At 58.8% G+C, this 20,068-nt stretch carries 20 protein-coding genes; 18 read left to right on the top strand and 2 right to left on the bottom strand.

Features of this window, described 5'->3' with window-relative positions; all coding sequences use genetic code 11:
- The first annotated feature begins 43 nt into the window (after positions 1-43).
- The 4 genes from ACR0LY_RS18980 to ACR0LY_RS18965 all read left to right on the top strand — a co-directional run bounded on the left by ACR0LY_RS18980 (position 44) and on the right by ACR0LY_RS18965 (position 4,938).
- Positions 44-2,239: a primosomal protein N' gene (locus tag ACR0LY_RS18980; RefSeq protein WP_170351719.1), complete on the top strand. Its 2,196-nt coding sequence runs from the start codon at positions 44-46 to the stop codon at positions 2,237-2,239.
- A gap of 78 nt (positions 2,240-2,317) precedes the next feature.
- Positions 2,318-3,550 (top strand): MFS transporter, encoded by a 1,233-nt coding sequence (locus ACR0LY_RS18975; RefSeq protein WP_170351718.1) that lies wholly within the window; start codon positions 2,318-2,320, stop codon positions 3,548-3,550.
- 66 nt (positions 3,551-3,616) lie between these two features.
- A complete protein-coding gene (locus ACR0LY_RS18970) occupies positions 3,617-4,495 on the top strand; it encodes a 50S ribosomal protein L11 methyltransferase (RefSeq protein ID WP_170351717.1) in 879 nt (292 codons plus the stop codon).
- Between the two features lie 98 nt (positions 4,496-4,593).
- On the top strand, positions 4,594-4,938 hold the full coding sequence (locus ACR0LY_RS18965; protein ID WP_170351716.1) for a hypothetical protein: 345 nt from the start codon (positions 4,594-4,596) through the stop codon (positions 4,936-4,938).
- Between the two features lie 100 nt (positions 4,939-5,038).
- On the opposite strand, the gene ACR0LY_RS18960 is transcribed toward ACR0LY_RS18965, so the two are convergent.
- Entirely contained in the window at positions 5,039-5,251 is a 213-nt protein-coding gene (locus tag ACR0LY_RS18960; RefSeq protein WP_170351715.1) for a DUF1127 domain-containing protein, read from the bottom strand.
- 329 nt (positions 5,252-5,580) lie between these two features.
- On the opposite strand from ACR0LY_RS18960, the gene ruvC reads away from it, so the two are divergent.
- The 4 genes from ruvC to ACR0LY_RS18940 all read left to right on the top strand — a co-directional run bounded on the left by ruvC (position 5,581) and on the right by ACR0LY_RS18940 (position 8,462).
- The gene (gene ruvC / locus ACR0LY_RS18955) at positions 5,581-6,078 is read left to right on the top strand and encodes a crossover junction endodeoxyribonuclease RuvC (RefSeq protein WP_170351714.1); all 498 of its coding nucleotides are present in this window, start codon (positions 5,581-5,583) and stop codon (positions 6,076-6,078) included.
- Positions 6,075-6,752 (top strand): Holliday junction branch migration protein RuvA, encoded by a 678-nt coding sequence (gene ruvA / locus ACR0LY_RS18950; protein ID WP_170351713.1) that lies wholly within the window; start codon positions 6,075-6,077, stop codon positions 6,750-6,752. The genes ruvC and ruvA overlap by 4 nt, the downstream gene beginning before the upstream one ends.
- Before the next feature lie 4 nt (positions 6,753-6,756).
- Entirely contained in the window at positions 6,757-7,776 is a 1,020-nt protein-coding gene (ruvB, locus tag ACR0LY_RS18945; protein ID WP_058283170.1) for a Holliday junction branch migration DNA helicase RuvB, read from the top strand.
- A gap of 62 nt (positions 7,777-7,838) precedes the next feature.
- Positions 7,839-8,462, top strand: coding sequence for a hypothetical protein (locus tag ACR0LY_RS18940; RefSeq protein WP_170351712.1), 624 nt, complete (start codon positions 7,839-7,841; stop codon positions 8,460-8,462).
- Positions 8,463-8,465: 3 nt separating this feature from the next.
- Here the strand turns inward: ACR0LY_RS18940 and ACR0LY_RS18935 are convergent, their stop codons facing one another.
- On the bottom strand, positions 8,466-10,172 hold the full coding sequence (locus tag ACR0LY_RS18935; protein ID WP_170351711.1) for a SulP family inorganic anion transporter: 1,707 nt from the start codon (positions 10,170-10,172) through the stop codon (positions 8,466-8,468).
- A 180-nt stretch (positions 10,173-10,352) separates the two neighbouring features.
- On the opposite strand from ACR0LY_RS18935, the gene ybgC reads away from it, so the two are divergent.
- From ybgC to ACR0LY_RS18885, 10 genes are all read left to right on the top strand, one after another.
- Complete coding sequence (gene ybgC, locus ACR0LY_RS18930) at positions 10,353-10,748, top strand: tol-pal system-associated acyl-CoA thioesterase (RefSeq protein WP_170351710.1); 396 nt, start codon at positions 10,353-10,355, stop codon at positions 10,746-10,748.
- Positions 10,749-10,857: 109 nt separating this feature from the next.
- The gene (gene tolQ / locus ACR0LY_RS18925; protein WP_170351709.1) at positions 10,858-11,553 is read left to right on the top strand and encodes a protein TolQ; all 696 of its coding nucleotides are present in this window, start codon (positions 10,858-10,860) and stop codon (positions 11,551-11,553) included.
- A 2-nt stretch (positions 11,554-11,555) separates the two neighbouring features.
- The gene (gene tolR / locus ACR0LY_RS18920) at positions 11,556-12,032 is read left to right on the top strand and encodes a protein TolR (RefSeq protein ID WP_170351708.1); all 477 of its coding nucleotides are present in this window, start codon (positions 11,556-11,558) and stop codon (positions 12,030-12,032) included.
- A gap of 9 nt (positions 12,033-12,041) precedes the next feature.
- Positions 12,042-13,142, top strand: coding sequence for an energy transducer TonB (locus ACR0LY_RS18915; RefSeq protein ID WP_170351707.1), 1,101 nt, complete (start codon positions 12,042-12,044; stop codon positions 13,140-13,142).
- The gene (tolB, locus tag ACR0LY_RS18910; protein ID WP_170351706.1) at positions 13,139-14,458 is read left to right on the top strand and encodes a Tol-Pal system beta propeller repeat protein TolB; all 1,320 of its coding nucleotides are present in this window, start codon (positions 13,139-13,141) and stop codon (positions 14,456-14,458) included. The genes ACR0LY_RS18915 and tolB overlap by 4 nt, the downstream gene beginning before the upstream one ends.
- Positions 14,459-14,546: 88 nt before the next feature.
- Positions 14,547-15,056, top strand: coding sequence for a peptidoglycan-associated lipoprotein Pal (gene pal, locus ACR0LY_RS18905; protein ID WP_170351705.1), 510 nt, complete (start codon positions 14,547-14,549; stop codon positions 15,054-15,056).
- A gap of 4 nt (positions 15,057-15,060) precedes the next feature.
- A complete protein-coding gene (gene ybgF / locus ACR0LY_RS18900; protein ID WP_170351825.1) occupies positions 15,061-15,891 on the top strand; it encodes a tol-pal system protein YbgF in 831 nt (276 codons plus the stop codon).
- Positions 15,888-17,141, top strand: a complete 1,254-nt coding sequence (gene tilS / locus ACR0LY_RS18895; RefSeq protein ID WP_170351704.1) for a tRNA lysidine(34) synthetase TilS — start codon at positions 15,888-15,890, stop codon at positions 17,139-17,141. Before ybgF ends, tilS begins: the two co-directional genes overlap by 4 nt.
- A gap of 76 nt (positions 17,142-17,217) precedes the next feature.
- A complete protein-coding gene (gene ftsH, locus ACR0LY_RS18890; RefSeq protein ID WP_170351703.1) occupies positions 17,218-19,134 on the top strand; it encodes an ATP-dependent zinc metalloprotease FtsH in 1,917 nt (638 codons plus the stop codon).
- A 105-nt stretch (positions 19,135-19,239) separates the two neighbouring features.
- A complete protein-coding gene (locus tag ACR0LY_RS18885; protein ID WP_170351702.1) occupies positions 19,240-19,818 on the top strand; it encodes an MOSC domain-containing protein in 579 nt (192 codons plus the stop codon).
- Positions 19,819-20,068: the final 250 nt, after the last annotated feature.

The following is a 20,068-nucleotide window of genomic DNA, read 5'->3' as shown; positions in this document are numbered from 1 at the left end:
TCAAAGAGACCCATGCTGAAACCCCCTGGCCCAAGGATATGCATTGAGCACTCAGGAGTATTTCGACCAAGGTGAGCTGGTGGCCGTGCTGACCGCACAGCCGCTGGACCGGACGCTGGATTACAAGGCGCCCGAGGGCGGGTGTTTTCTGGGCGCGTTTGTCGAGGTGCCGCTGGGCCCGCGCAAGGTTCTAGGCGTGGTGTGGGGGCCAGGGCAGGGCGGCTTTGATCTAAGCAAGGCCCGATCGGTGATCCGCGTGCTTGAGGTTGCGCCGATGCGCGAAGAGATGCGCGTGTTTCTGGGACGCGTGGCTGACTACACGCTGACGCCGATGCCATCAATGCTGCGGTTGGCGACGCGCGCGCCTGGACTGGGTGATCCACCGTCAATGCGCAAGATTTACCGCCTTGGACAAGGTGAGCCAGACCGGATGACCGACGCACGGACCCGCGTTCTGGAGGTTCTGCAGGACTATGGCGGGTTGGCATTTACGCTGAAGGAATTGGCGGAACAGGCTGGTGTGACATCGTCAGTTGTCAAAGGCTTGGTGAAACAGGGTGCCGTGCGCGAGGAGGACAGCCCGCGCGATTTGCCCTATCCACAGTTGGATCCGGATCTGCCGGGCAAGACCCTGACCGAGGATCAGGCGGCAGCGGTTGCTAAGTTGCAGACCGGTCAGCGTACCGGCGACTATGGAACGACATTGCTGAAGGGGGTGACCGGCTCAGGCAAGACCGAGGTCTATCTGGAAGCTGTGGCCGAGGCGTTGCGGATGGGTCGGCAGGCGCTGGTGTTGCTGCCCGAGATTGCCCTTACCGCCGAATTCCTGACGCGGGTTGAGGCGCGGTTTGGCGCGCGCCCGGCCGAGTGGCACTCGGGTGCGACAATGACCGAACGCCGCCGGGTTTGGCGGATGGTCGGGCAGGGTGACGCGCAACTGGTCGTGGGCGCGCGTTCGGCGTTGTTCCTGCCGTTTCGGGATTTGGGTTTGGTTGTGGTCGATGAAGAACACGACACCTCGTACAAACAGGAAGACGGAGTACATTACAGCGCCCGTGACATGGCGGTTCTGCGGTCAGCCATTTGCGGAGGACGGGTGATTCTGGCCAGCGCCACGCCGTCGCTGGAAAGCTGGGCCAATGCCGAGGCGGGGAAGTATGAGCGGCTCGACCTGACATCGCGGTTTGGGGCGGCAGTACTGCCTGAGATGAAGCCGATCGACATGCGGGCCGAGCAGATGCAGCCGGGAACGTGGATTTCTCCAAGCTTGCGGCAGGCGGTGGGGCAGCGGATCGAAAGGGGCGAGCAGTCGCTTTTGTTCATCAACCGCCGCGGTTATGCGCCGGTGACGTTGTGTCGGGCATGCGGCGAACAGATTGCCTGCGATCACTGTGATGCGCGGATGGTTGAACACCGGTTTCTCAAGCGTCTGATGTGCCATCAATGTGGTGAGACCAAACCGATGCCTGGCGCCTGCCCCTCGTGCGGTGTCGAAGGCAAGCTGGCCCCGGTCGGGCCCGGGATCGAACGGTTGGCAGAAGAGGCCGAGGCGACATTCCCCGAAGCTAAGATCGCGATGCTCAGCTCTGATCTGTTCGGATCGGCGCGGGCGTTGAAGGCCAAGATCGAGGAGATCGCCGAGGGGGATGCCGACCTCATTATCGGCACGCAGCTGGTGGCCAAGGGACATAACTTTCCCAAACTGACCTTGGTGGGAGTTATTGATGCTGATCTCAGCCTGCATGGCGCCGACCTGCGCGCCGCCGAACGCACGTTCCAGTTGATGCGACAAGTCGCAGGTCGGGCTGGGCGCGCGGACAAGCCGGGGCAGGCGTTGTTACAGACGTTTCAGCCAGAACATCCGGTGATCCGCGCCATTCTGTCGGGTGACGAGGAAGGTTTCTGGAAGGCCGAGGCCGCAGGGCGGCAGGCGGCTGGCGTGCCGCCTTACGGGCGCATGGCCGGGATCGTTTTGTCCGGGCCCGAGGTCGGCCCTGTCTTTGATATCGGCAATGCCATGGCCCGAAACGATGCACCGCTGCGCGAGATTGGGGCGCACGTGTTCGGCCCGGCCCCCGCGCCCATCGCGCGTATCCGGGGCAGACACCGTGTACGCCTGCTGGTCAAAGCTCCGAAAGGTGCGCCTATTCAAGACGCTATCGCCCGTTGGATCGCCCCATTGCGCCTGAAAGGCGACATCCGACTGACTGTGGACATCGACCCGCAGAGCTTTTACTGACTCTGCACTGGCGCAGAGCGATTGTGCATGTGCAGCTTTCCTCTCGCCAAGCAGCATAAATGGGCGTAGAGGGGTCTCATGCTGAAACCCATGCCCCTTGCTGAGGCACAGAGCCTTCCGTTCTGGCGCCGCCCGGTGACGCTCTTGTTCGTAATGGCGTTGACCATGCCCGTTGCCTTCAACGCGTGGAGCGCGCTGTTGAACAACTTCGTGATCGAAGTTGCCAATTTCGACGGTGCAGATATCGGCCTGTTGCACACGGTTCGTGAGATTCCTGGCTTTCTTGCCATCGGCGTGATCGCGGTGATCATCTTTATCCGCGAACAAGTGCTGGCGATGATCTCGCTGATGATGCTGGGTGTGGCAACGGCGGTGACGGCGTGGTTCCCAAGTTTGGGCGGGCTGCTGTTCGTTACCCTGTTCAGCTCGATAGGCTTTCACTACTACGAAACCGTCAACCAATCGCTGCAACTGCAATGGTTGCCTAAGGACCGCGCACCGCAGGTACTGGGTTGGCTGGTTGCAATGGGCTCGGCAGCTACGGCGGTTGTGTATGGTTTGATCGTGCTGACCTGGGAACGGTTCGATCTGTCCTATAACTTCGTGTTTATGGCGGCAGGTGGAGCAACGGCCCTGCTGGCGCTGTTTTGCTTGTTCGCTTTCCCACAATTTGATGCGCCTACACCGCAGACCAAGAAACTGGTTCTGCGTCGCCGGTACTGGTTGTATTATGCCTTGCAGTTCATGGCTGGCGCTCGGCGGCAGATTTTCGTCGTCTTCGCAGGCTTTATGATGGTCGAGAAGTTCGGATTTGAAGTGCATGAACTGACCAGCCTCTATCTGATCAATCTGATGATCAACATGATGGCCGCCCCGTTGCTGGGCAAGGCGGTGGCACGGTTCGGTGAACGGCGTACGCTGATCTTTGAATATGCCGGTCTGGCCATCGTGTTCGCCGCATATGGCGGCATCTACTGGTTTGGCTGGGGCGTCATACTGGCCGCAACCCTCTATGTGATCGACCACGTTTTGTTTGCGCTGGCTTTGGCGCTGAAGACCTATTTCCAGAAGATCGCCGATCCGGCCGATATCGCGCCCACGGCGGCTGTGGCCTTTACCATCAACCACATCGCGGCAGTGTTCCTGCCTGCGTTGCTGGGCCTGCTTTGGGTGGCCTCGCCAGGAGCGGTCTTTGCACTGGCCGCCGCGATGGCGATGGTGTCGCTGGGCTTATCGCTGCTGATCCCGCGCCATCCTGAGGCTGGCAACGAAACCATCCTGTCGAAATACGCCCCGGCCCCCGCAGAATAGGCGCAACTGCTTGACCTTGGCGGGCCCACGCCCTAGGCGCTGTTTCAACTGAGACAGGAGGCCCCCATGCCCACATTCACTGCGCTTACCACTCTGACCGGCAATAAAGCCGCCGAAGGTCTGGGCGAAGCGATGGAGCGGCTAGAACCGGAACCCACCGGTGTCGGCGTGTTCGAGGTCGAAGACGGCTCGGGCCTGTGGGAAGTTGGTGGTTATTTTACCGAAGCCCCCGATGACACCGCATTGGCCGTTCTGGCCGCGGCCTTCGAGGCCAAGCCGTTTGTGGTTTCGGAACTGCCCGAAACCGATTGGGTTGCCCATGTGCGCCGCGAACTCGCCCCGGTCGAGGCAGGGCGGTTCTTCGTCTATGGCAGCCACGATGCCGATAAGCTGCCCGAAGGGCGCATCCCGCTATTGATCGAGGCCGCGATGGCCTTTGGCACCGGTCACCATGGCACGACCTTGGGTTGCCTCAAGGCGCTGGATTTCCTGCTGGACGATGGATTCACGGCATCCAAAGTTGCCGATATCGGCTGCGGGACTGCCGTTTTGGCCATGGCCGCCGCGCGGGTTTGGGACGGTGATATCATAGCCAGCGACATAGATCAGGTTGCGGTAGATGTGGCCGAAGCCAATCTGAAAGCCAACAATATGGCCGGTAGGGTTCAATGCATCGAAGCCGCTGGATTCGATCACCCGGATCTGCAGTCGCACGCCCCTTACGACCTGATTTTTGCCAATATTCTCAAAGGTCCATTGGTTGCCTTGTCCCCCGAAATCGGAGCGAATCTGCGGGCCGGAGGATATGCAATTCTTTCGGGAATCCTCAATGAGCAGGCCGATGATGTGATCTCGGTTTATCTACAAAACGGGTTCAATTTAACTAAAAGAGATGAGATTGGTGAATGGACAACGCTAATCTTAAGCAAACAGGGCGTAATTTAGACCATTTTCAGGAGTTTCATGGATTCTTGCCTCTTTTTTGTCGCAATCTGTAACTACCGTCAGGACGTGGTTACGGGGGCGGTTTATTGGAGGCTGCCATGACGGGAAAACAACTGGAATTTGGTCAGCGCGTTCATCGCCTGAACAAGAAACACGCCAAGCTCAGCCGGGGCTATCGCGCCACGATGCGCAAAGATGGCCTGGTGGTGATGAAACCGCAGCGAGTCAAATCTGCGGTTCCGGCTAAGCTGCTTTTGATCTGTCTTGCTGGGCTGTTTGCATTCAAGACCTTTTTGCTAACCAGCCTTGGCGCTTCGGCCTATCAATATCGCGTTGATAGTCTGGCGCAGGGTACGTCGGTTGAACAGGCCGGCGCCTGGGTCATGCAGATTGACCCCGTGTCAGAGTTTTTGGCGACGAATATCAATAGCCTCATTCGCTGAATTCGGTCAGCTTTGAAAAGAAACGCCGCGCATCGTGAAATGCGCGGCGTTCTTTTGTGCCCCTGAGGGAGGAAAGGGGCGAATGAGTGATGGTTGCGTCTTACCGACGACCTTCCACCACGACGTCAATATCGCCGCGGCACAGGCCGATATCTTCCAGTTCGCGATCAGTCAGACCGCTCAGCGTGTTGCGGGTTACACGGGCGTCATTCCATTCTGCGACGGCGTTTACGACCGATGCGAAAGTTGCGCCGATACGGCCGACGAGGCCGAATGAGCCAGTGGTGGCGCGGGTGGTGTCCAATGCAGCCATATCCTGTTTCCTTCTGGTTGGTGTTACAGTTTTGATACTAAGCGGGCATCTAGTGACGTGGATTTGGCCGCGCAAGAGCAGAAATTGCATGTGTCCTATGCAATTTTTGCAAGGGTGGATTTTTCTAAAAAACCCTTAATTTATTAGCCATTTAACGGTCATGGAACGTGTCGAATTCAGGCATTTCACTGTCGCAAACAAGCCGCGCTGTCGCGGGTGGGTTAGGTGTGTCGTTTTCAGACTTCGTGTCAATTCGCTTGGAAAATGTTCACGCTTCGTGCTAATCGGAAACAAAGATCACAAAAAACCCGAGCAGGCCGAGGCACGACATGCGAATTCTGGGCATTGATCCGGGGCTAAGGACCCTGGGATGGGGCGTCATCGAATCACATGGCAGCCGCCTGACTCATGTTGCCAACGGTTTGTGCAAGTCGGACGGGGATGATCTGGGTGAGCGGTTGTTGTCACTGCACAATCAGATCGTCGAGGTCATCGCCGAGCATCAACCTGATCAGGCAGCTATCGAACAGACCTTCGTCAACAAAGATGGGGCCGGAACGCTAAAGCTTGGTCAGGCGCGCGGAGTGGCCTTGCTGACACTGGCGCAGGCCGGATTGCCGGTGGGGGAATATGCACCCAACCGGGTCAAGAAAACGGTTGTGGGTGTCGGTCATGCCGAAAAAGAGCAGGTACTTCACATGGTCAAACTACAGCTGCCTGGGTGTCAGCCCAAAGGGGCGGATGCGGCGGATGCGCTGGCGATTGCCATCTGTCATTCGTATTACGGCACAGCGCCACAGGCGCGCATGAAAGAGGTGCGGGCATGATTGGGAAACTGACGGGGCGGCTAGATTATCGCGCGGCGGATCACGTGCTGATCGACGTTCGCGGCGTGGGTTACCTCGTCTATTGCTCGGACCGGACGATGGCGGCGCTGCCGGGGGTGGGTGAGGCTGTCTCGATCTACACCGACATGGTGGTGCGAGAGGACCTGATGCAGCTTTATGGTTTTCTGTCATTGGTCGAAAAGGAATGGCACCGGCTGCTGTGCTCGGTGCAGGGGGTTGGGGCCAAGGTTTCTTTGGCTATCCTTTCGGCATTGGGCCCCGATGGGGTCAGCCGTGCAATTGCTCTGGGCGACTGGGGCGCGGTTAAGGCGGCCAAGGGTGTCGGACCAAAGACCGCGCAGCGCATTGTGCTGGACCTCAAGGACAAGGCGCCGGGTGTGATGGCCATGGGCGGAACCGTAACCGAGGCAATGGACGGCCCAGAGCTAGAGGTTGTCGAACTGGCGGAACCGGCACCTGCGCCGAAGCGAGCGGTGAAGCAGGCTTCGGGGGCTGCGGCGGCCTCGGCAGGGGCGTTGTCGGCGCTGTCAAATCTGGGGTATGGGCCGTCTGACGCGGCATCCGCCGTGGCCGAAGCGGCAGCCAACCTGCCTGACGCGGGTGAGGCTGATCTGATCCGAGCAGCGCTGAAACTGCTTGCTCCGAAGGGGTGATTGAATGGTAGATGCAGATCCCACCCTGCGGCCCGAGCCGATGCCCGAGGATAATGACCGCGCCCTGCGTCCGCAGGGTCTGGACGAATTCATCGGTCAGGCCGAGGCACGCGCCAATCTGCGTATCTTCATCCAATCCGCCCGTCAGCGGGGCGAGGCAATGGATCACACGTTGTTTCACGGCCCTCCGGGGCTGGGGAAAACCACTCTGGCGCAGATTATGGCGCGTGAGTTGGGGGTGAATTTCCGCATGACCTCGGGGCCGGTGCTGGCCAAGGCGGGGGATCTGGCGGCGATCCTGACCAATCTTGAATCGCGGGACGTGCTGTTTATCGACGAAATTCACCGTCTGAACCCAGCGGTCGAAGAAGTGCTGTATCCGGCGATGGAGGATTTCGAACTGGATCTGGTGATCGGCGAAGGCCCTGCCGCCCGGACCGTTCGGATTGAATTGCAGCCCTTTACGCTGGTCGGTGCGACCACGCGGATGGGTCTGCTGACCACGCCGCTGCGCGACCGCTTCGGGATACCGACCAGGCTGCAGTTTTATACGGTCGACGAGTTACATGAGATTGTCACCCGCAACGCCCGAAAACTGGGGGCACCTGCGGATGATGACGGTGCGCGCGAGATTGCGCGACGTTCGCGCGGAACACCGCGGATTGCTGGGCGGCTGCTGCGGCGAGTTGTCGATTTCGCCATTGTCGAAGGCGACGGCCGGATCACGCGCGAACTGGCGGACGGGGCCTTGACGCGGCTGGGCGTGGATCATCTGGGGCTGGATGGCGCAGACCGGCGCTATCTGAAGCTGATTGCCGAGAATTACGCAGGTGGTCCAGTGGGGATTGAGACCCTGTCGGCGGCGCTGTCGGAAAGCCGCGACTCGCTGGAAGAGGTGATCGAGCCCTTCTTGTTGCAACAGGGTCTAATCCAACGCACCCCGCGCGGCCGGATGTTGGCGCAAAAGGCATGGACGCATCTGGGCATGGCCGCACCGAAGGGACAGAGCGATCTGTTTGGTTGAAGTACGCACCATTAGATTTTATGCCACCGGCGGCCGTATTTGATTCAGAAAAGGGGCAGGGCGTGACACCCGATCAGATCGAGGCGCTGTTTACGCGCGAAAGTGGTGAGTTTCTGTTTGCCCGTTGGGGGCGCCCCATCGTGCCGATTGTCTTTGGTGTTGAGGATGAAACACTGGCAACCGTCAAAGGCGCGATCGAGGCCGTGGTGGCATTGGCTGGGCACAAGATGGCCGAAACGGATCCGGAACTTGGCGCCAATTGCATGGTGTTCTTTTTCCGAGACTGGCAAGAGCTGCTGGAGGTTCCCGATCTGGATCGGCTGATCCCCGATCTGGCACCCTTGGTGGATCGTCTGATGGCTGCGGATGCCAACCAGTACCGGATTTTCCGCTTTGAAGAGGACGGAGCGATCCGCGCGGCTTTTGTATTTCTGAGAATGGACAAGGAACTGTCCAAGGTTCCGGCGGAAACACTGGCGCTTAGCCAGGTGGTGCAGACCATCTTGCTGTGGTCGGACACCGCATTTCGGACCCAATCCCCATTGGCTGTTGCCGGGGAAACAACCGTTCTGCGACCCGAAATCGCCGAGGTGATCCGCGCGGCCTATGACCCGATCCTGCCCGGGGCTGCGCAGGATGCGTCACACGCGCTGAGGCTGTTTGCGCGGCTACAAGCGCCGCAATAAAGCCTAGGCAAGTGGTTTGCTCTGGTGCTGAAACGCCTTAATTAGATCGCTGCCGGTGTCAAAGTATGCGTCAGGCCCGACCAGATCGGTGACACCGTAGCGGTCCAGTTCTTTGCGGACATCCGGTTCGACCAGCAGAAAAACCAGTCGAATGTTCTTGGACTGCAGCAAGCCGTGGATATTTCGCAATGAGTAACCTGCGGTGAAATCCACATCATCAATGGCAGAAGCTTCGATGCAGAACCACCGCAACTTGGGGTCGGCCCTATTGAGGATTGAAGCGACCTCGTCCGACAGCCATTGCGTGTTGGCGTAATAAATGCTGTGGGAAAAGCGATAGATCACCAGGCCGGGTTTGAACTGGTTTGACGTGGTGACTGGACTTATATGCCAGCCGCCATCAGGGCTTTGGGCGATGATCGCGTTCTTGGGGTGGTATCCCCGGCGCGTGTGGTCGATCAGCGACAGAACCATGGCAAAGATGATCCCTTGCTCGACCCCGATCAGAACCACAACACCTGCTGTGGCCACCGCGATCCAGAATTCTGACCGTGCCTGCCGATAAATGGCAGCAAGGCCCTTCAAATCGATTAGCTTTACACCGATCAGGAAGACTACCGCGGACAGCGCGGCATTTGGCAGGAACGCAAGCGGCCCGGTCAGAAACAGGATTACCACCAGAACAATCGCCACCGTCGTCAGTTGTGCGATTTGATTGCGGCCTCCGGCGCTGGCCACCATTTCAGTTTTGGTGGGGCTGCCGTTGACGACGAAAGTGCCAGTAAAGGCTGCGCCGAGATTGGCCAAACCTAACCCGACAAGATCGGTGTTTTCGCTGAACTTGTCCTCGTACCGGGCCGCATAAGCGCGCGAGGTTGCGGCGCTCTGGGCAAGGATCACCACAAAGATCGACAGGGCGGTAGGGGTCAGTTGCTTGAACAGAGACCAGTTCCAATCCACATCCGGGATTGAAAGGGCGGGCAGGCCACCGGGAACCGCGCCCAGCACGGTGACGCCCGCCGCGCTGAACTGGAAAGTCCAACTGCAAAGGATGATGCCCAAAATTGCGATCAGCGGGCCGGGTATTTTGGGCGATAAACTTTTGCACCCAATGACGACGACCAGAACGGACAAGGATACCGCGATCGTTGGCCAGCTTGTCTGGTCATAGTGCTGTATCAAGCCCTGAAGTTTGGCCAGCGTTCCGTGGCCCGACGCCTCGATCCCCAGCATTCCGGGCACCTCTCCCGTGGCCACCTGAATGCCTACGCCAGTCAGAAAGCCAACCAGTACTGTCCGAGATAAGAAATCGGCTAGAAAGCCAAGGCCGATCAGGCGCGCGGCAATCAACAGCACTGCTGCCATCAGCGCCAGCAGAGAGGCCAGCGCCAGATATTCCGAAGATCCTGACACCGCCATACCCGCCAGAGCAGACGCAGTTATGGCCGCCGTGGCGGAATCCGCCCCCACGACAAGATGCCGCGATGATCCGAACAGGGCGAACAGCGCCATCGGTATCAGGATCGTGTACAGTCCCGTCACCACAGGGGTGCCTGCGATTTTGGTGTAGCCCATCACCTCGGGGATCGCGAGACAGGCAAAGGTCAGTCCGGCAAGAACCTCAGTCGGCAGGGACGACCGCTTGATCGGCACGATACCCTGCAGGATGGGCAGTGGGAATTTGCCCTCTTCTCGGTGGGGGGTGGCCATGGGATCCCCTTTAAATTCAAACCTCTATTTGGTCAGCCTAGCCAGCTAGGGGATAAATTTCGATACCAAGTGTTGGGTGATCTGATTTTTTGTAACCTTATAGGGATTGCGCGTTGGCCTGCATCTGTGTGAGGCATGTCCTGCCCCGTTCCAAAGATTTCAACAGGATGGAATGCCAGTATGACCGACCCGCAAAAGCACATCTATTCGGTTCGGGTCTATTATGAAGACACCGACATGGGCGGCGTGGTCTATCACGCGAATTACCTGAAATACATCGAGCGCGCCCGGTCGGACTATGTGCGCCGGTTGGGCAATGACCAAAATGCGATGCGCGATGATGGGATCGTTTGGGTCATCCGGCGGATTGAGGCGGATTACCTGGCCCCGGCCAAGTTCGACGATGAGTTGACCATCGAAACTCATTTCATTTCACGCTCGGGCGTTCGGCTTACGATGGGGCAGTTGGTAAAAAGAGGCGAAACCGAGATTTTTCGTGCCACTGTCACCGCCGTTTGCATGAATGCACAGGGCAAACCGGTGCGGCTTCCGGCAGAGATTCGCGCATTGCTGTAACAAATTGCGGCGTTGGGGTGGTTCTGTTGGCTTTTCAGGACCATCTGGGTTAGCGTTTGGCAAAACAAGGCCAAACGAACGGCCAACAGGCAAAACAAAGAGCAGGTTCATGGAAGCTGAAACGCTGGCGCTGGCGCAGGAGATCGATTTCTCCATGTGGGGGCTGTATGCCCGCGCGACCTTTATCGTCAAACTGGTGATGCTGATGCTGATCGGCGCATCTATCTGGTCCTGGGGCATCATCATTCAAAAGCTGATCAACTACCGCGCGGCACGACGTGAGGCCCAGGTGTTTGATGAAAGCTTCTGGTCAGGGAACCCCCTTGATGAGCTGTTCGAACAGATTGGAACGCAGCCTGATGGCAGTTCGGAAAAGATCTTTGCCGCCGGTATGATCGAATGGCGGCGGTCTCATCGCACTGATGGCGGGCTGATCGCCGGGGCCACGGCGCGGATCGACCGATCCATGGACGTTGCCATCGCGAAAGAGGCTGAGACGCTGCAAAAGGGCCTTCCCATTCTGGCGACCGTCGGCTCGACCGCGCCGTTTATTGGTCTGTTTGGAACCGTTTGGGGCATCATGAACGCCTTTATCGAGATTGCCGAGCAACAGAATACAAACCTCGCCGTTGTGGCGCCGGGTATTGCCGAGGCGTTGCTGGCCACGGGTCTGGGCCTGCTGGCGGCGATCCCGGCGGTCATTTTCTACAACAAGCTCAGTGCGGATAGTGACCGGATCGTTGGCGGGTACGAAGCCTTTGCTGACGAGTTCGCCACCATCCTGTCGCGACAGTTGGACAGCTAACGATGGGCGCGGCAGTTCAGCAAAACGGTGGTGGGAACGGGCGCAGACGCGGGCGGCGTCGCGGCCGGGCGCAGCCAATGGCCGAAATCAACGTGACGCCGTTTGTGGATGTCATGCTGGTGTTGCTGATTATTTTCATGGTTGCGGCCCCGCTTTTGACCGTTGGGGTGCCTGTAGACTTGCCGAAAACGGCGGCCAGTGCCTTGCCCGGCGATAACGAAGAACCACTGACCGTAACACTGACCGCGGATGGACGCGTGCAGATCCAGACGACGGACGTGGTGCGCGAAGAGTTGATTGGCAAACTGCGCGCCATTGCGGCAGAACGCAGCAGTGATCGCGTGTTCCTGCGGGCCGACGGGGCGATTCCTTACGCGCAGGTGATGCAGGTAATGGGTGCGTTAAATGCGGGTGGGTTTTCCAATGTGGGTCTTGTGACCGATAGCGGCGGGCCGGCCCTGGACGAAGGTGGAGAGTGAGGCCGCGCGGTGGATACCGGCACCAAGATCTCGGCTATTGCCCATGTCGTCTTGATTGGATGGGCTTTTTTCGGCGGCACGTTCCGGTCCGACCCCCTGCCTATGGCTGTGCAGGAGGTGTCGGTGGTCTCGGTTGATCAGTTCGATGCTTTAACCGCACAGCGCACCGCGCCTGAGGTGTCGACACCCGTTGCCCTGCAACCGCCCGAAGTGCCCACCGAAGATGTGACACCGCCCGCACCGGTTGAAGAAGAACAAACCCCACCCGAGGTTGTGACCCCAGCTGAACCCGAGCCCGATCCCGTACCCGAACCGGTCGAGGCTCCGCCAGAACCCGAAGTGGTCGACGAAGCGCCGACACTGGATCAGCCCGAGCCAGTGACCGAAGTGCTGCCCGCGGCTCCGGGCCCCGAGGCGCAGCCGCGCCCCGCTGACAAGGTTGCACCGGAACCCATTGCGCCACCACCGCCCGAGGCGGAACCGGACGAAGTGGAAACGCCCGCTGTGTCGCTGGATGAGGGTGCGGATACCCAGCAGGAACAGCAGGATCAAACCGCTCCGGAAGAGGCCACGGATCAGATCGTGACCGAAGCCGAGGAAACCAAAGAGAACGCTCCGCGTACGTCCCCGCGACCGCAGGTGCGGCCAAACCGACCCGCGCCACCGGCAGATCCGGTAGTGGCAGAACCTGAGGAGCAGGAGTCGACGCCACCAACACAAGTTGACGAAAGCGCCGTTGAAGATGCTTTGGCCGAGGCTTTGCAAGAGAGTAGTGAGCCTGCTGGTCCTCCACTGACAAGCGGTGAAAAAGATGCAATGCGTCTGGCTGTGTCACAGTGTTGGAACGTGGGGTCATTGTCCACGGATGCCTTGCAAACGGTTGTAGTCGTTGGATTTTCATTGACCCGTGAAGGGAAGGTGGAAGGCGGTAGCCTGCGTATGATCGATAGCTCGGGCGGAACAACGGCGTCTGCTAAACAAGCTTACGAAGCCGCCAGACGGGCAATATTGCGCTGTGGCGCCAAAGGATACGACCTGCCTGCTGACAAATATGCTCAGTGGCAAGATATTGAGATTACATTCAATCCCGAGAGGATGCGGATCAAATGATGAGATTTCTGACCAGCCTATTGCTTGGCCTGACGATTATGACAGCGCCGGTATACGCACAGAGCGGACCGCTGCGTCTGGAACTGGATCAGGGGATCATTGAACCCTTGCCTTTTGCGGTTCCGAATTTTGTGCCTGACGGGCCAGCCGCGGCGCAATATGCCAACGACATCTCTCGAGTCGTAGCCGCCGACCTGACCGGTACGGGGCTGTTCCGCGAAATCTCATCGGACGCATTCATCAGTCGGGTCAGTAGTTTTGATGCGCCGGTCCAGTTTGCCGACTGGAAAGCCATCAACGCAGATGCGCTGGTGACGGGTGCTGTGAACGTCTCCGGCAACCGGCTGACTGTGCGATTCCGGGTGTGGGATGTGTTTTCGGGTCAGGAACTGGGCAACGGTCTGCAATTTGCAGGCACTACCGAAGGGTGGCGACGCATGGCGCATAAAGTAGCCGATCAGGTTTACAGCCGCATCACGGGAGAGGGCGGATATTTCGACAGCCGCGTGGCCTTTGTTTCCGAAAGCGGGCCCAAGGATCAGCGCCTGAAACGTTTGGCGATCATGGATTATGACGGAGCCAACGTGCAGTACCTGACTGACAGTGCCGCCATCGTCCTTGCCCCGCGCTTTTCGCCGTCGGGCGATCGGTTGCTCTATACCAGTTATGAAACCGGTCAGCCACGCATCTATGTTCTGGACGTCGACCGAGTGAAAAGAACCGAATTGCAGACGCAAGAAGGCACGATGAGCTTTTCCCCACGCTTTTCGCCCGATGGCCGCTCGATTGTTTATTCGCTGATTCAGGGCGGCAATACCGACCTGTGGAAGATGGACCTGGCCTCGGGCCAAAGCGTTCGTCTGACCAATACGACGGCCATTGAAACCGCGCCTAGCTATTCCCCGGACGGTTCGCAGATCGTGTTTGAAAGCGACCGCTCGGGCACACCGCAGCTGTATATCATGCCCGCCAATGGGGGTGAGGCAACACGGATCAGCTTTGGTCAAGGCCGCTACGGCACCCCGGTCTGGTCGCCGCGTGGCGATTTGATTGCGTTTACCAAGCAAAACAAGGGCCGTTTTCACATCGGTGTCATGCGTACGGATGGCAGTGAAGAACGACTGCTGACCTCATCCTTCCTTGATGAGGGGCCGACCTGGTCCCCCAATGGCCGCGTCATCATGTTTACCCGCGAAACGCAGGGGGCCAGCGGGCGGGCGACGCTGTATTCCGTGGATATTTCGGGGCGGAACTTGCATCCGGTGCGCACTCCGGATGGCGGCAGCGATCCGTCTTGGGGGCCATTGCAGAATTGATCGGGGCAGGCGGTTGGAAAAGTTCACAAAAATCCTGCACTGTGATACAGAGACGGCAATAAACCGATAAAACAACGAGGCACTTGAAATGAACGTATTGGGCAAAGTTCTGGCTATAGGCGCGCTGAGTGTAATCGCCGCCTGTACCAACAACGATCCATCGGCACTGGGTGGCGGTTTTGGAAATGGCGCAAATGGTGCCATTGCGCCGGGCTCGCCCAGCGATCCGCGCTCGCCCGCCTATTTCCAGCAAACTGTTGGCGACCGGGTATTGTTTGCAGTGGATCAGTCCACACTGACGCCACAGGCGCAAACGGTCTTGCAGGGGCAGGCAGACTGGCTTTTGGCCAACCCGGATTTCGTGGCTACTATCGAGGGTCATGCAGATGAACAAGGCACACGCGAGTATAACCTTGGTCTGGGCGCGAAACGGGCGAATGCGGCCCGCGACTATTTGATCTCGCGCGGGGTGGCAGGGAACCGCCTGACAACAGTCAGCTACGGCAAGGAACGCCCGATTGAGATTTGCAGCACCGAGGAATGCTATTCCAAGAACCGCCGCGCGGTTACGGTGCTGACCGGTTCAACCTTGGGGTAAAATGATGAGACTTGCAGGATGGGTTCTGGCCGCAGTTATTGCGACCGCCGGTGTGGCACAAGCACAGGATCAGCAGACGCTGGCGGATATCCGTCAGGAATTGACAGTGCTGCACGTGGAGATTCAACGTCTAAAGCGTGAGTTTTCGACGACCGGATCTCCGGCGCCGAACCTGTCTGGCAGTTCCATTCTGGAACGAGTCGACGCGATCGAGGCCGAGTTGCAACGCCTCACGAGCCAGACCGAGCAGCTTAATCAGCGGGTTCAGAACGTCGTGACCGATGGCACCAACCGGATCGGCGACCTGGAGTTCCGTCTGGTCGAACTGGAAGGCGGAGATCTGAGTACGCTTGGCGAAACCTCGACCCTGGGTGGTGATTCAGGAGCTACGGTCGGTTCTGCGGCACCCATTTCACCAACGCCCTCTTCGGTAAGTGAGCAGGGGGAACTGGCGATCGGTGAACAATCAGACTTCGAAGCTGCTGCGCTGGCCCTGTCCGAAGGGGATTTTCAGGCCGCAGCCGACCAGTTCGCGCAGTTCGATTCGTCGTATCCAGGCAGCCCGCTTGCGCCCGAAGCACATTTGAAGCGCGGGCAGGCGCTGGACGGATTGGGCGACACGCGTGAGGCCGCACGGGCGTTCCTGGCCAGCTTTACCGGCGATTCCGAAGGTGCGTTTGCCCCCGAGGCTCTGTTTGAACTGGGTGCCGCGTTGGGTCGTCTGGGACAAACCGAACAGGCTTGTATCACCCTGACAGAGGTTGGCGTGCGGTTCCCGGCCTCGGCCACAGTATCCGCCGCCACTCAGGAAATGGCTTCGCTGGGCTGTTCTTGACGGGCGAGGCCGAAACACTTCGATCTGAACTCCGCACGCGGCTGCCTGACCGACTGCCGCCACGTTTGGGTATCGCCGTGTCTGGTGGCGGGGATTCGGTGGCGCTGATGCATCTGTTGCATGAAATCGCTCAGGCCGAGCAGGTCGATCTGTTCGCTGCCACCGTGGATCATGGATTGCGCCCCGAATCGGCATCTGAGGCTATTTGCGTGGCCGAACAGGCCGCTGGATTGAATATCCCGCACGAAACGCTGCGGTGGCAGGGGTGGGATGGTGCGGGCAATCTGCAGGATCAGGCCCGTCAGGCGCGGTATCGATTGTTGACCGACTGGGCGAACCGGAATGACATATCGGCGATTGCTTTGGGACATACAGCCGATGATCAGGCCGAGACTGTTCTGATGCGGTTGGGCCGGGCGGCCGGTGTGACAGGATTGTCAGGGATGCCTTGGGTGCGGGACCAAAACGGCGTGTCGCTGCTGCGCCCGATGTTGGGAATCACTCGGCAAACCCTGCGCGGCTACCTGTCGCGGATCGGCGCAAGTTGGATCGAGGATCCGTCGAATCAGGACTTCAAATTCGACCGGATCAAAGCGCGTGAAGCCCTGACAGGGCTGGAACCGCTGGGGATTTCTGCACAATCGCTGTCGCGCGTGGCTGAAAATCTTGCACAAGCGCGTGAAGCACTGGCGCATTATACGCAGGAATCCGCACGACGAGTTACTGATATGGATAGCGGGGACATTTGCGTGGACCGCAACGGCTTTGAACTGCTTCCGGCAGAGATTCAACGGCGGCTGGTCATTGGAATCACCGTGTGGATCGCAGGACCGGGCTATCCACCGCGCGGGGCTGCGGTGGATCAGGCTGTGGCAGCCGTTCGGGATGCAAAGACCCTGACTCTGGCGGGCTGTTTGTTGATCCCACACGGCGATAAAATGTGGTTTTGCAGAGAGCTAAACGCCGTGGCGACAGAAATCACCACCCCGGAAAAGCTTTGGGATGACCGTTGGGTTCTGTCCGGCCCTCGGACCGTGGGCGCCGAGGTGCGTGCGCTGGGTGAGACTGGTTTGCCGCAGGTGCCGGAATGGCGCGCATTGGGCAAACCACGTATGGCGCTTTTGGCCTCGCCTGCCGTGTGGAGCGGTGAAAACCTGCTTGCTGCACCCCTAGTTGATTATTCCAACGGTTGGACAGCCGAAATGGCCCCACAAAGGCCCGAGTTTTACTCTTCGCTTTTATCGCATTGAACATGCTTGAATCATCTCTATTTTATAGGGCAAACCGGCAGACCCCCACCTGCCGAAATCTTTTGGGAGATATTCCTTGGGCAACGCTCGTAACATCGCCTTCTGGGTCGTTCTGTTTCTGCTGATCCTTGCACTGTTCAATTTCTTCAGTGGTCAGGGCGGAACGCTTCAGAGCAATGAAAGAACCTATTCCGATTTTGTCAGCGCAGTTGAAAGCGGCGAAGTCAAAAATGTGACGTTGGACGGTGAACAGATTCGCTATTCCACGCAAAGCGGCGCGACCTATGTCACCATCAAACCCGCCGATGCCGAAGTCACCAAGCTGCTGATCGACGAAAGCATTCCCGTTCAGGCCGTGAAACAGCAGCAATCCGGGTTTCAGTCCTTCCTGATCACGCTGCTGCCCTTCCTGCTGCTGATCGGTGTCTGGATTTACTTCATGAACCGGATGCAGGGTGGCGGCAAAGGCGGCGCGATGGGCTTTGGCAAGTCCAAGGCCAAGATGCTGACCGAAAAGCATGGTCGCGTGACCTTTGATGATGTCGCAGGCATTGACGAAGCTAAGGAAGAGCTGGAAGAGATCGTGGAATTCCTGCGCAACCCGCAGAAATTCAGCCGTCTGGGCGGCAAGATCCCGAAAGGCGCGCTGTTGGTTGGCCCTCCGGGTACCGGTAAAACGCTGTTGGCCCGTGCCATTGCGGGTGAGGCGGGTGTGCCGTTCTTTACTATCTCGGGCTCTGACTTTGTTGAGATGTTCGTTGGTGTCGGTGCCAGCCGTGTCCGTGACATGTTCGAGCAGGCTAAGAAAAACGCGCCCTGTATCGTCTTTATCGACGAGATCGACGCTGTGGGTCGCCATCGTGGTGCCGGTTACGGTGGTGGTAATGACGAACGCGAACAGACCCTCAACCAGTTGCTGGTCGAGATGGACGGGTTCGAGGCCAACGAAGGCGTGATCATTCTGGCGGCAACGAACCGTAAGGACGTTCTGGACCCTGCGCTGCTGCGTCCGGGCCGCTTCGACCGCAACGTGACTGTCGGCAACCCCGACATCAAAGGCCGCGAAAAGATTCTGGGCGTTCACGCGCGCAAGACGCCTCTGGGCCCCGATGTGGACCTGCGCATCATCGCGCGTGGTACGCCGGGCTTCTCGGGTGCGGATTTGGCGAACCTCGTGAACGAGGCCGCGCTGATGGCCGCGCGCGTGGGCCGTCGCTTTGTCACCATGGAAGATTTTGAGAATGCCAAGGACAAGGTGATGATGGGGGCTGAGCGTCGCTCGATGGTGCTGACCCAGGATCAGAAAGAAAAGACCGCCTATCACGAGGCCGGTCACGCCGTTGTCGGGCTGACCCTGCCGCTGTGTGATCCGGTCTACAAGGCGACGATCATCCCGCGCGGTGGTGCGCTGGGCATGGTTGTTTCGCTGCCGGAAATGGATCGCCTGAACTATCACCGTGACGAATGTGAGCAGAAGCTGGCCATGACCATGGCGGGTAAGGCCGCCGAGGTGATCAAGTACGGCGAAGACCATGTTTCGAACGGCCCAGCCGGTGACATCATGCAAGCGAGCCAATTGGCGCGCGCCATGGTGATGCGCTGGGGTATGTCGGACAAGGTCGGCAATATCGACTATGCCGAGGCGCATGATGGATACTCTGGCAATACCGCCGGGTTCTCGGTTTCGGCCCATACCAAAGAGCTGATCGAGGAAGAGGTGAAGCGTCTGATCCAGCAGGGTTACGAGCGCGCCCACCAGATTCTGACCGAACAGAACGAGGAATGGGAGCGTCTGGCACAGGGTCTTCTGGAATATGAGACGCTGACCGGGGACGAGATCAAGCGCGTCATGAACGGTGAATCGCCCAGCGAGGGTGATGATGATGGTGACAATCCCGACGAGGGCAGCGCGCCCAGCGTGACGGCGATTCCCAAGACAAAGGTCAAGAAGTCTCCGCCCGATGGTGGGATGGAGCCGGAACCTTCAGCTTAAGTACATCAGACCCGGGCATTGTCCCGGGTCTTTTTTGCTTCACTTCACAGTCGGGATACGTACGGTGCGAAGAGCCGTTGTCAGGAATTTGGAGCGAGGCCCCACATGCCGGTGATGCGAAAAACCGAGTATTCGGCGCAGGTTGTCTGGTTGGGGCATGTACCGTCAGGTGGCTCGCTGCGCGCCCGTCCGGTCGATCGGTTGGATCTTGATTTTGCCGGGGAAACAGGCGCCCGTCACGCAGGGGTCAATCGAGCCTCATGTATGCGTATGAAGAACCTGTACCCCGAAGATACTGAAATTCGAAATGTGCGTCAGTTGACGATTCTGTCGTCCGAAGAACTGGACGAGATCGCAAGTGAAATGGGGCTGGAAACGCTCGACCCCACCTATTTGGGGGCGTCGATGGTGCTAAAGGGAATACCGGATTTTACCCATATTCCGCCCTCATCGCGGCTGCAGGCCCCCGATGGGCTTACGATGACCGTTGATATGGAGAACCGCCCTTGCATCTATCCAGGGAAAGAAATCGAATCTGACATTCCAGGCTATGGCAAGACGTTCAAACCCGCTGCCAAGGGCCGTCGTGGCGTCACGGCCTGGATCGAACGTCCGGGAACGTTGAAGCTGAACGACTCCGTCTCGCTTTTTGTGCCGGATCAGCGCGCGTGGGAACCCTTATAAGCCTCGGAATGTTGCGCTAACAGCGCCAGAACTGGGTCAACGCCGTTTCACGCCATGATTATGTCGGAATTCATATCCATTGCGATTGTACACGACGGTATGGATTGATCAGCACCGACGTATTGCGTCGGCACGCACGGCATTCAATCAGGGACCCTGCCCAATGAGCTACAAATCCGACATCGAAATCGCCCGTGAGGCGAACAAGAAGCCGATTCAGGAAATCGGTGCGAAAATTGGCATCTCCAGT

This window comes from Ruegeria sp. BC5 (assembly GCF_056539205.1).
Note: the sequence above shows the minus strand (reverse complement) of the source record. Positions and strands in the feature narration are given on the sequence as shown.

Excerpts from the sequence above, each read along its gene's own strand:
- ACR0LY_RS18975 (WP_170351718.1), top strand. The coding sequence starts at position 2,318 with ATGCTGAAACCCATGCCCCTTGCTGAGGCACAGAGCCTTCCGTTCTGG.
- ACR0LY_RS18965 (WP_170351716.1), top strand. The coding sequence starts at position 4,594 with ATGACGGGAAAACAACTGGAATTTGGTCAGCGCGTTCATCGCCTGAAC.
- ACR0LY_RS18935 (WP_170351711.1), bottom strand. The coding sequence starts at position 10,172 with ATGGCCACCCCCCACCGAGAAGAGGGCAAATTCCCACTGCCCATCCTG.
- ACR0LY_RS18885 (WP_170351702.1), top strand. The coding sequence starts at position 19,240 with ATGCCGGTGATGCGAAAAACCGAGTATTCGGCGCAGGTTGTCTGGTTG.
- pal (WP_170351705.1), top strand. The coding sequence starts at position 14,547 with ATGAACGTATTGGGCAAAGTTCTGGCTATAGGCGCGCTGAGTGTAATC.
- ruvB (WP_058283170.1), top strand. The coding sequence starts at position 6,757 with ATGGTAGATGCAGATCCCACCCTGCGGCCCGAGCCGATGCCCGAGGAT.
- ACR0LY_RS18970 (WP_170351717.1), top strand. The coding sequence starts at position 3,617 with ATGCCCACATTCACTGCGCTTACCACTCTGACCGGCAATAAAGCCGCC.
- ybgC (WP_170351710.1), top strand. The coding sequence starts at position 10,353 with ATGACCGACCCGCAAAAGCACATCTATTCGGTTCGGGTCTATTATGAA.
- tolQ (WP_170351709.1), top strand. The coding sequence starts at position 10,858 with ATGGAAGCTGAAACGCTGGCGCTGGCGCAGGAGATCGATTTCTCCATG.
- ybgF (WP_170351825.1), top strand. The coding sequence starts at position 15,061 with ATGAGACTTGCAGGATGGGTTCTGGCCGCAGTTATTGCGACCGCCGGT.
- ruvA (WP_170351713.1), top strand. The coding sequence starts at position 6,075 with ATGATTGGGAAACTGACGGGGCGGCTAGATTATCGCGCGGCGGATCAC.
- tolB (WP_170351706.1), top strand. The coding sequence starts at position 13,139 with ATGATGAGATTTCTGACCAGCCTATTGCTTGGCCTGACGATTATGACA.
- ACR0LY_RS18960 (WP_170351715.1), bottom strand. The coding sequence starts at position 5,251 with ATGGCTGCATTGGACACCACCCGCGCCACCACTGGCTCATTCGGCCTC.
- ruvC (WP_170351714.1), top strand. The coding sequence starts at position 5,581 with ATGCGAATTCTGGGCATTGATCCGGGGCTAAGGACCCTGGGATGGGGC.
- tolR (WP_170351708.1), top strand. The coding sequence starts at position 11,556 with ATGGGCGCGGCAGTTCAGCAAAACGGTGGTGGGAACGGGCGCAGACGC.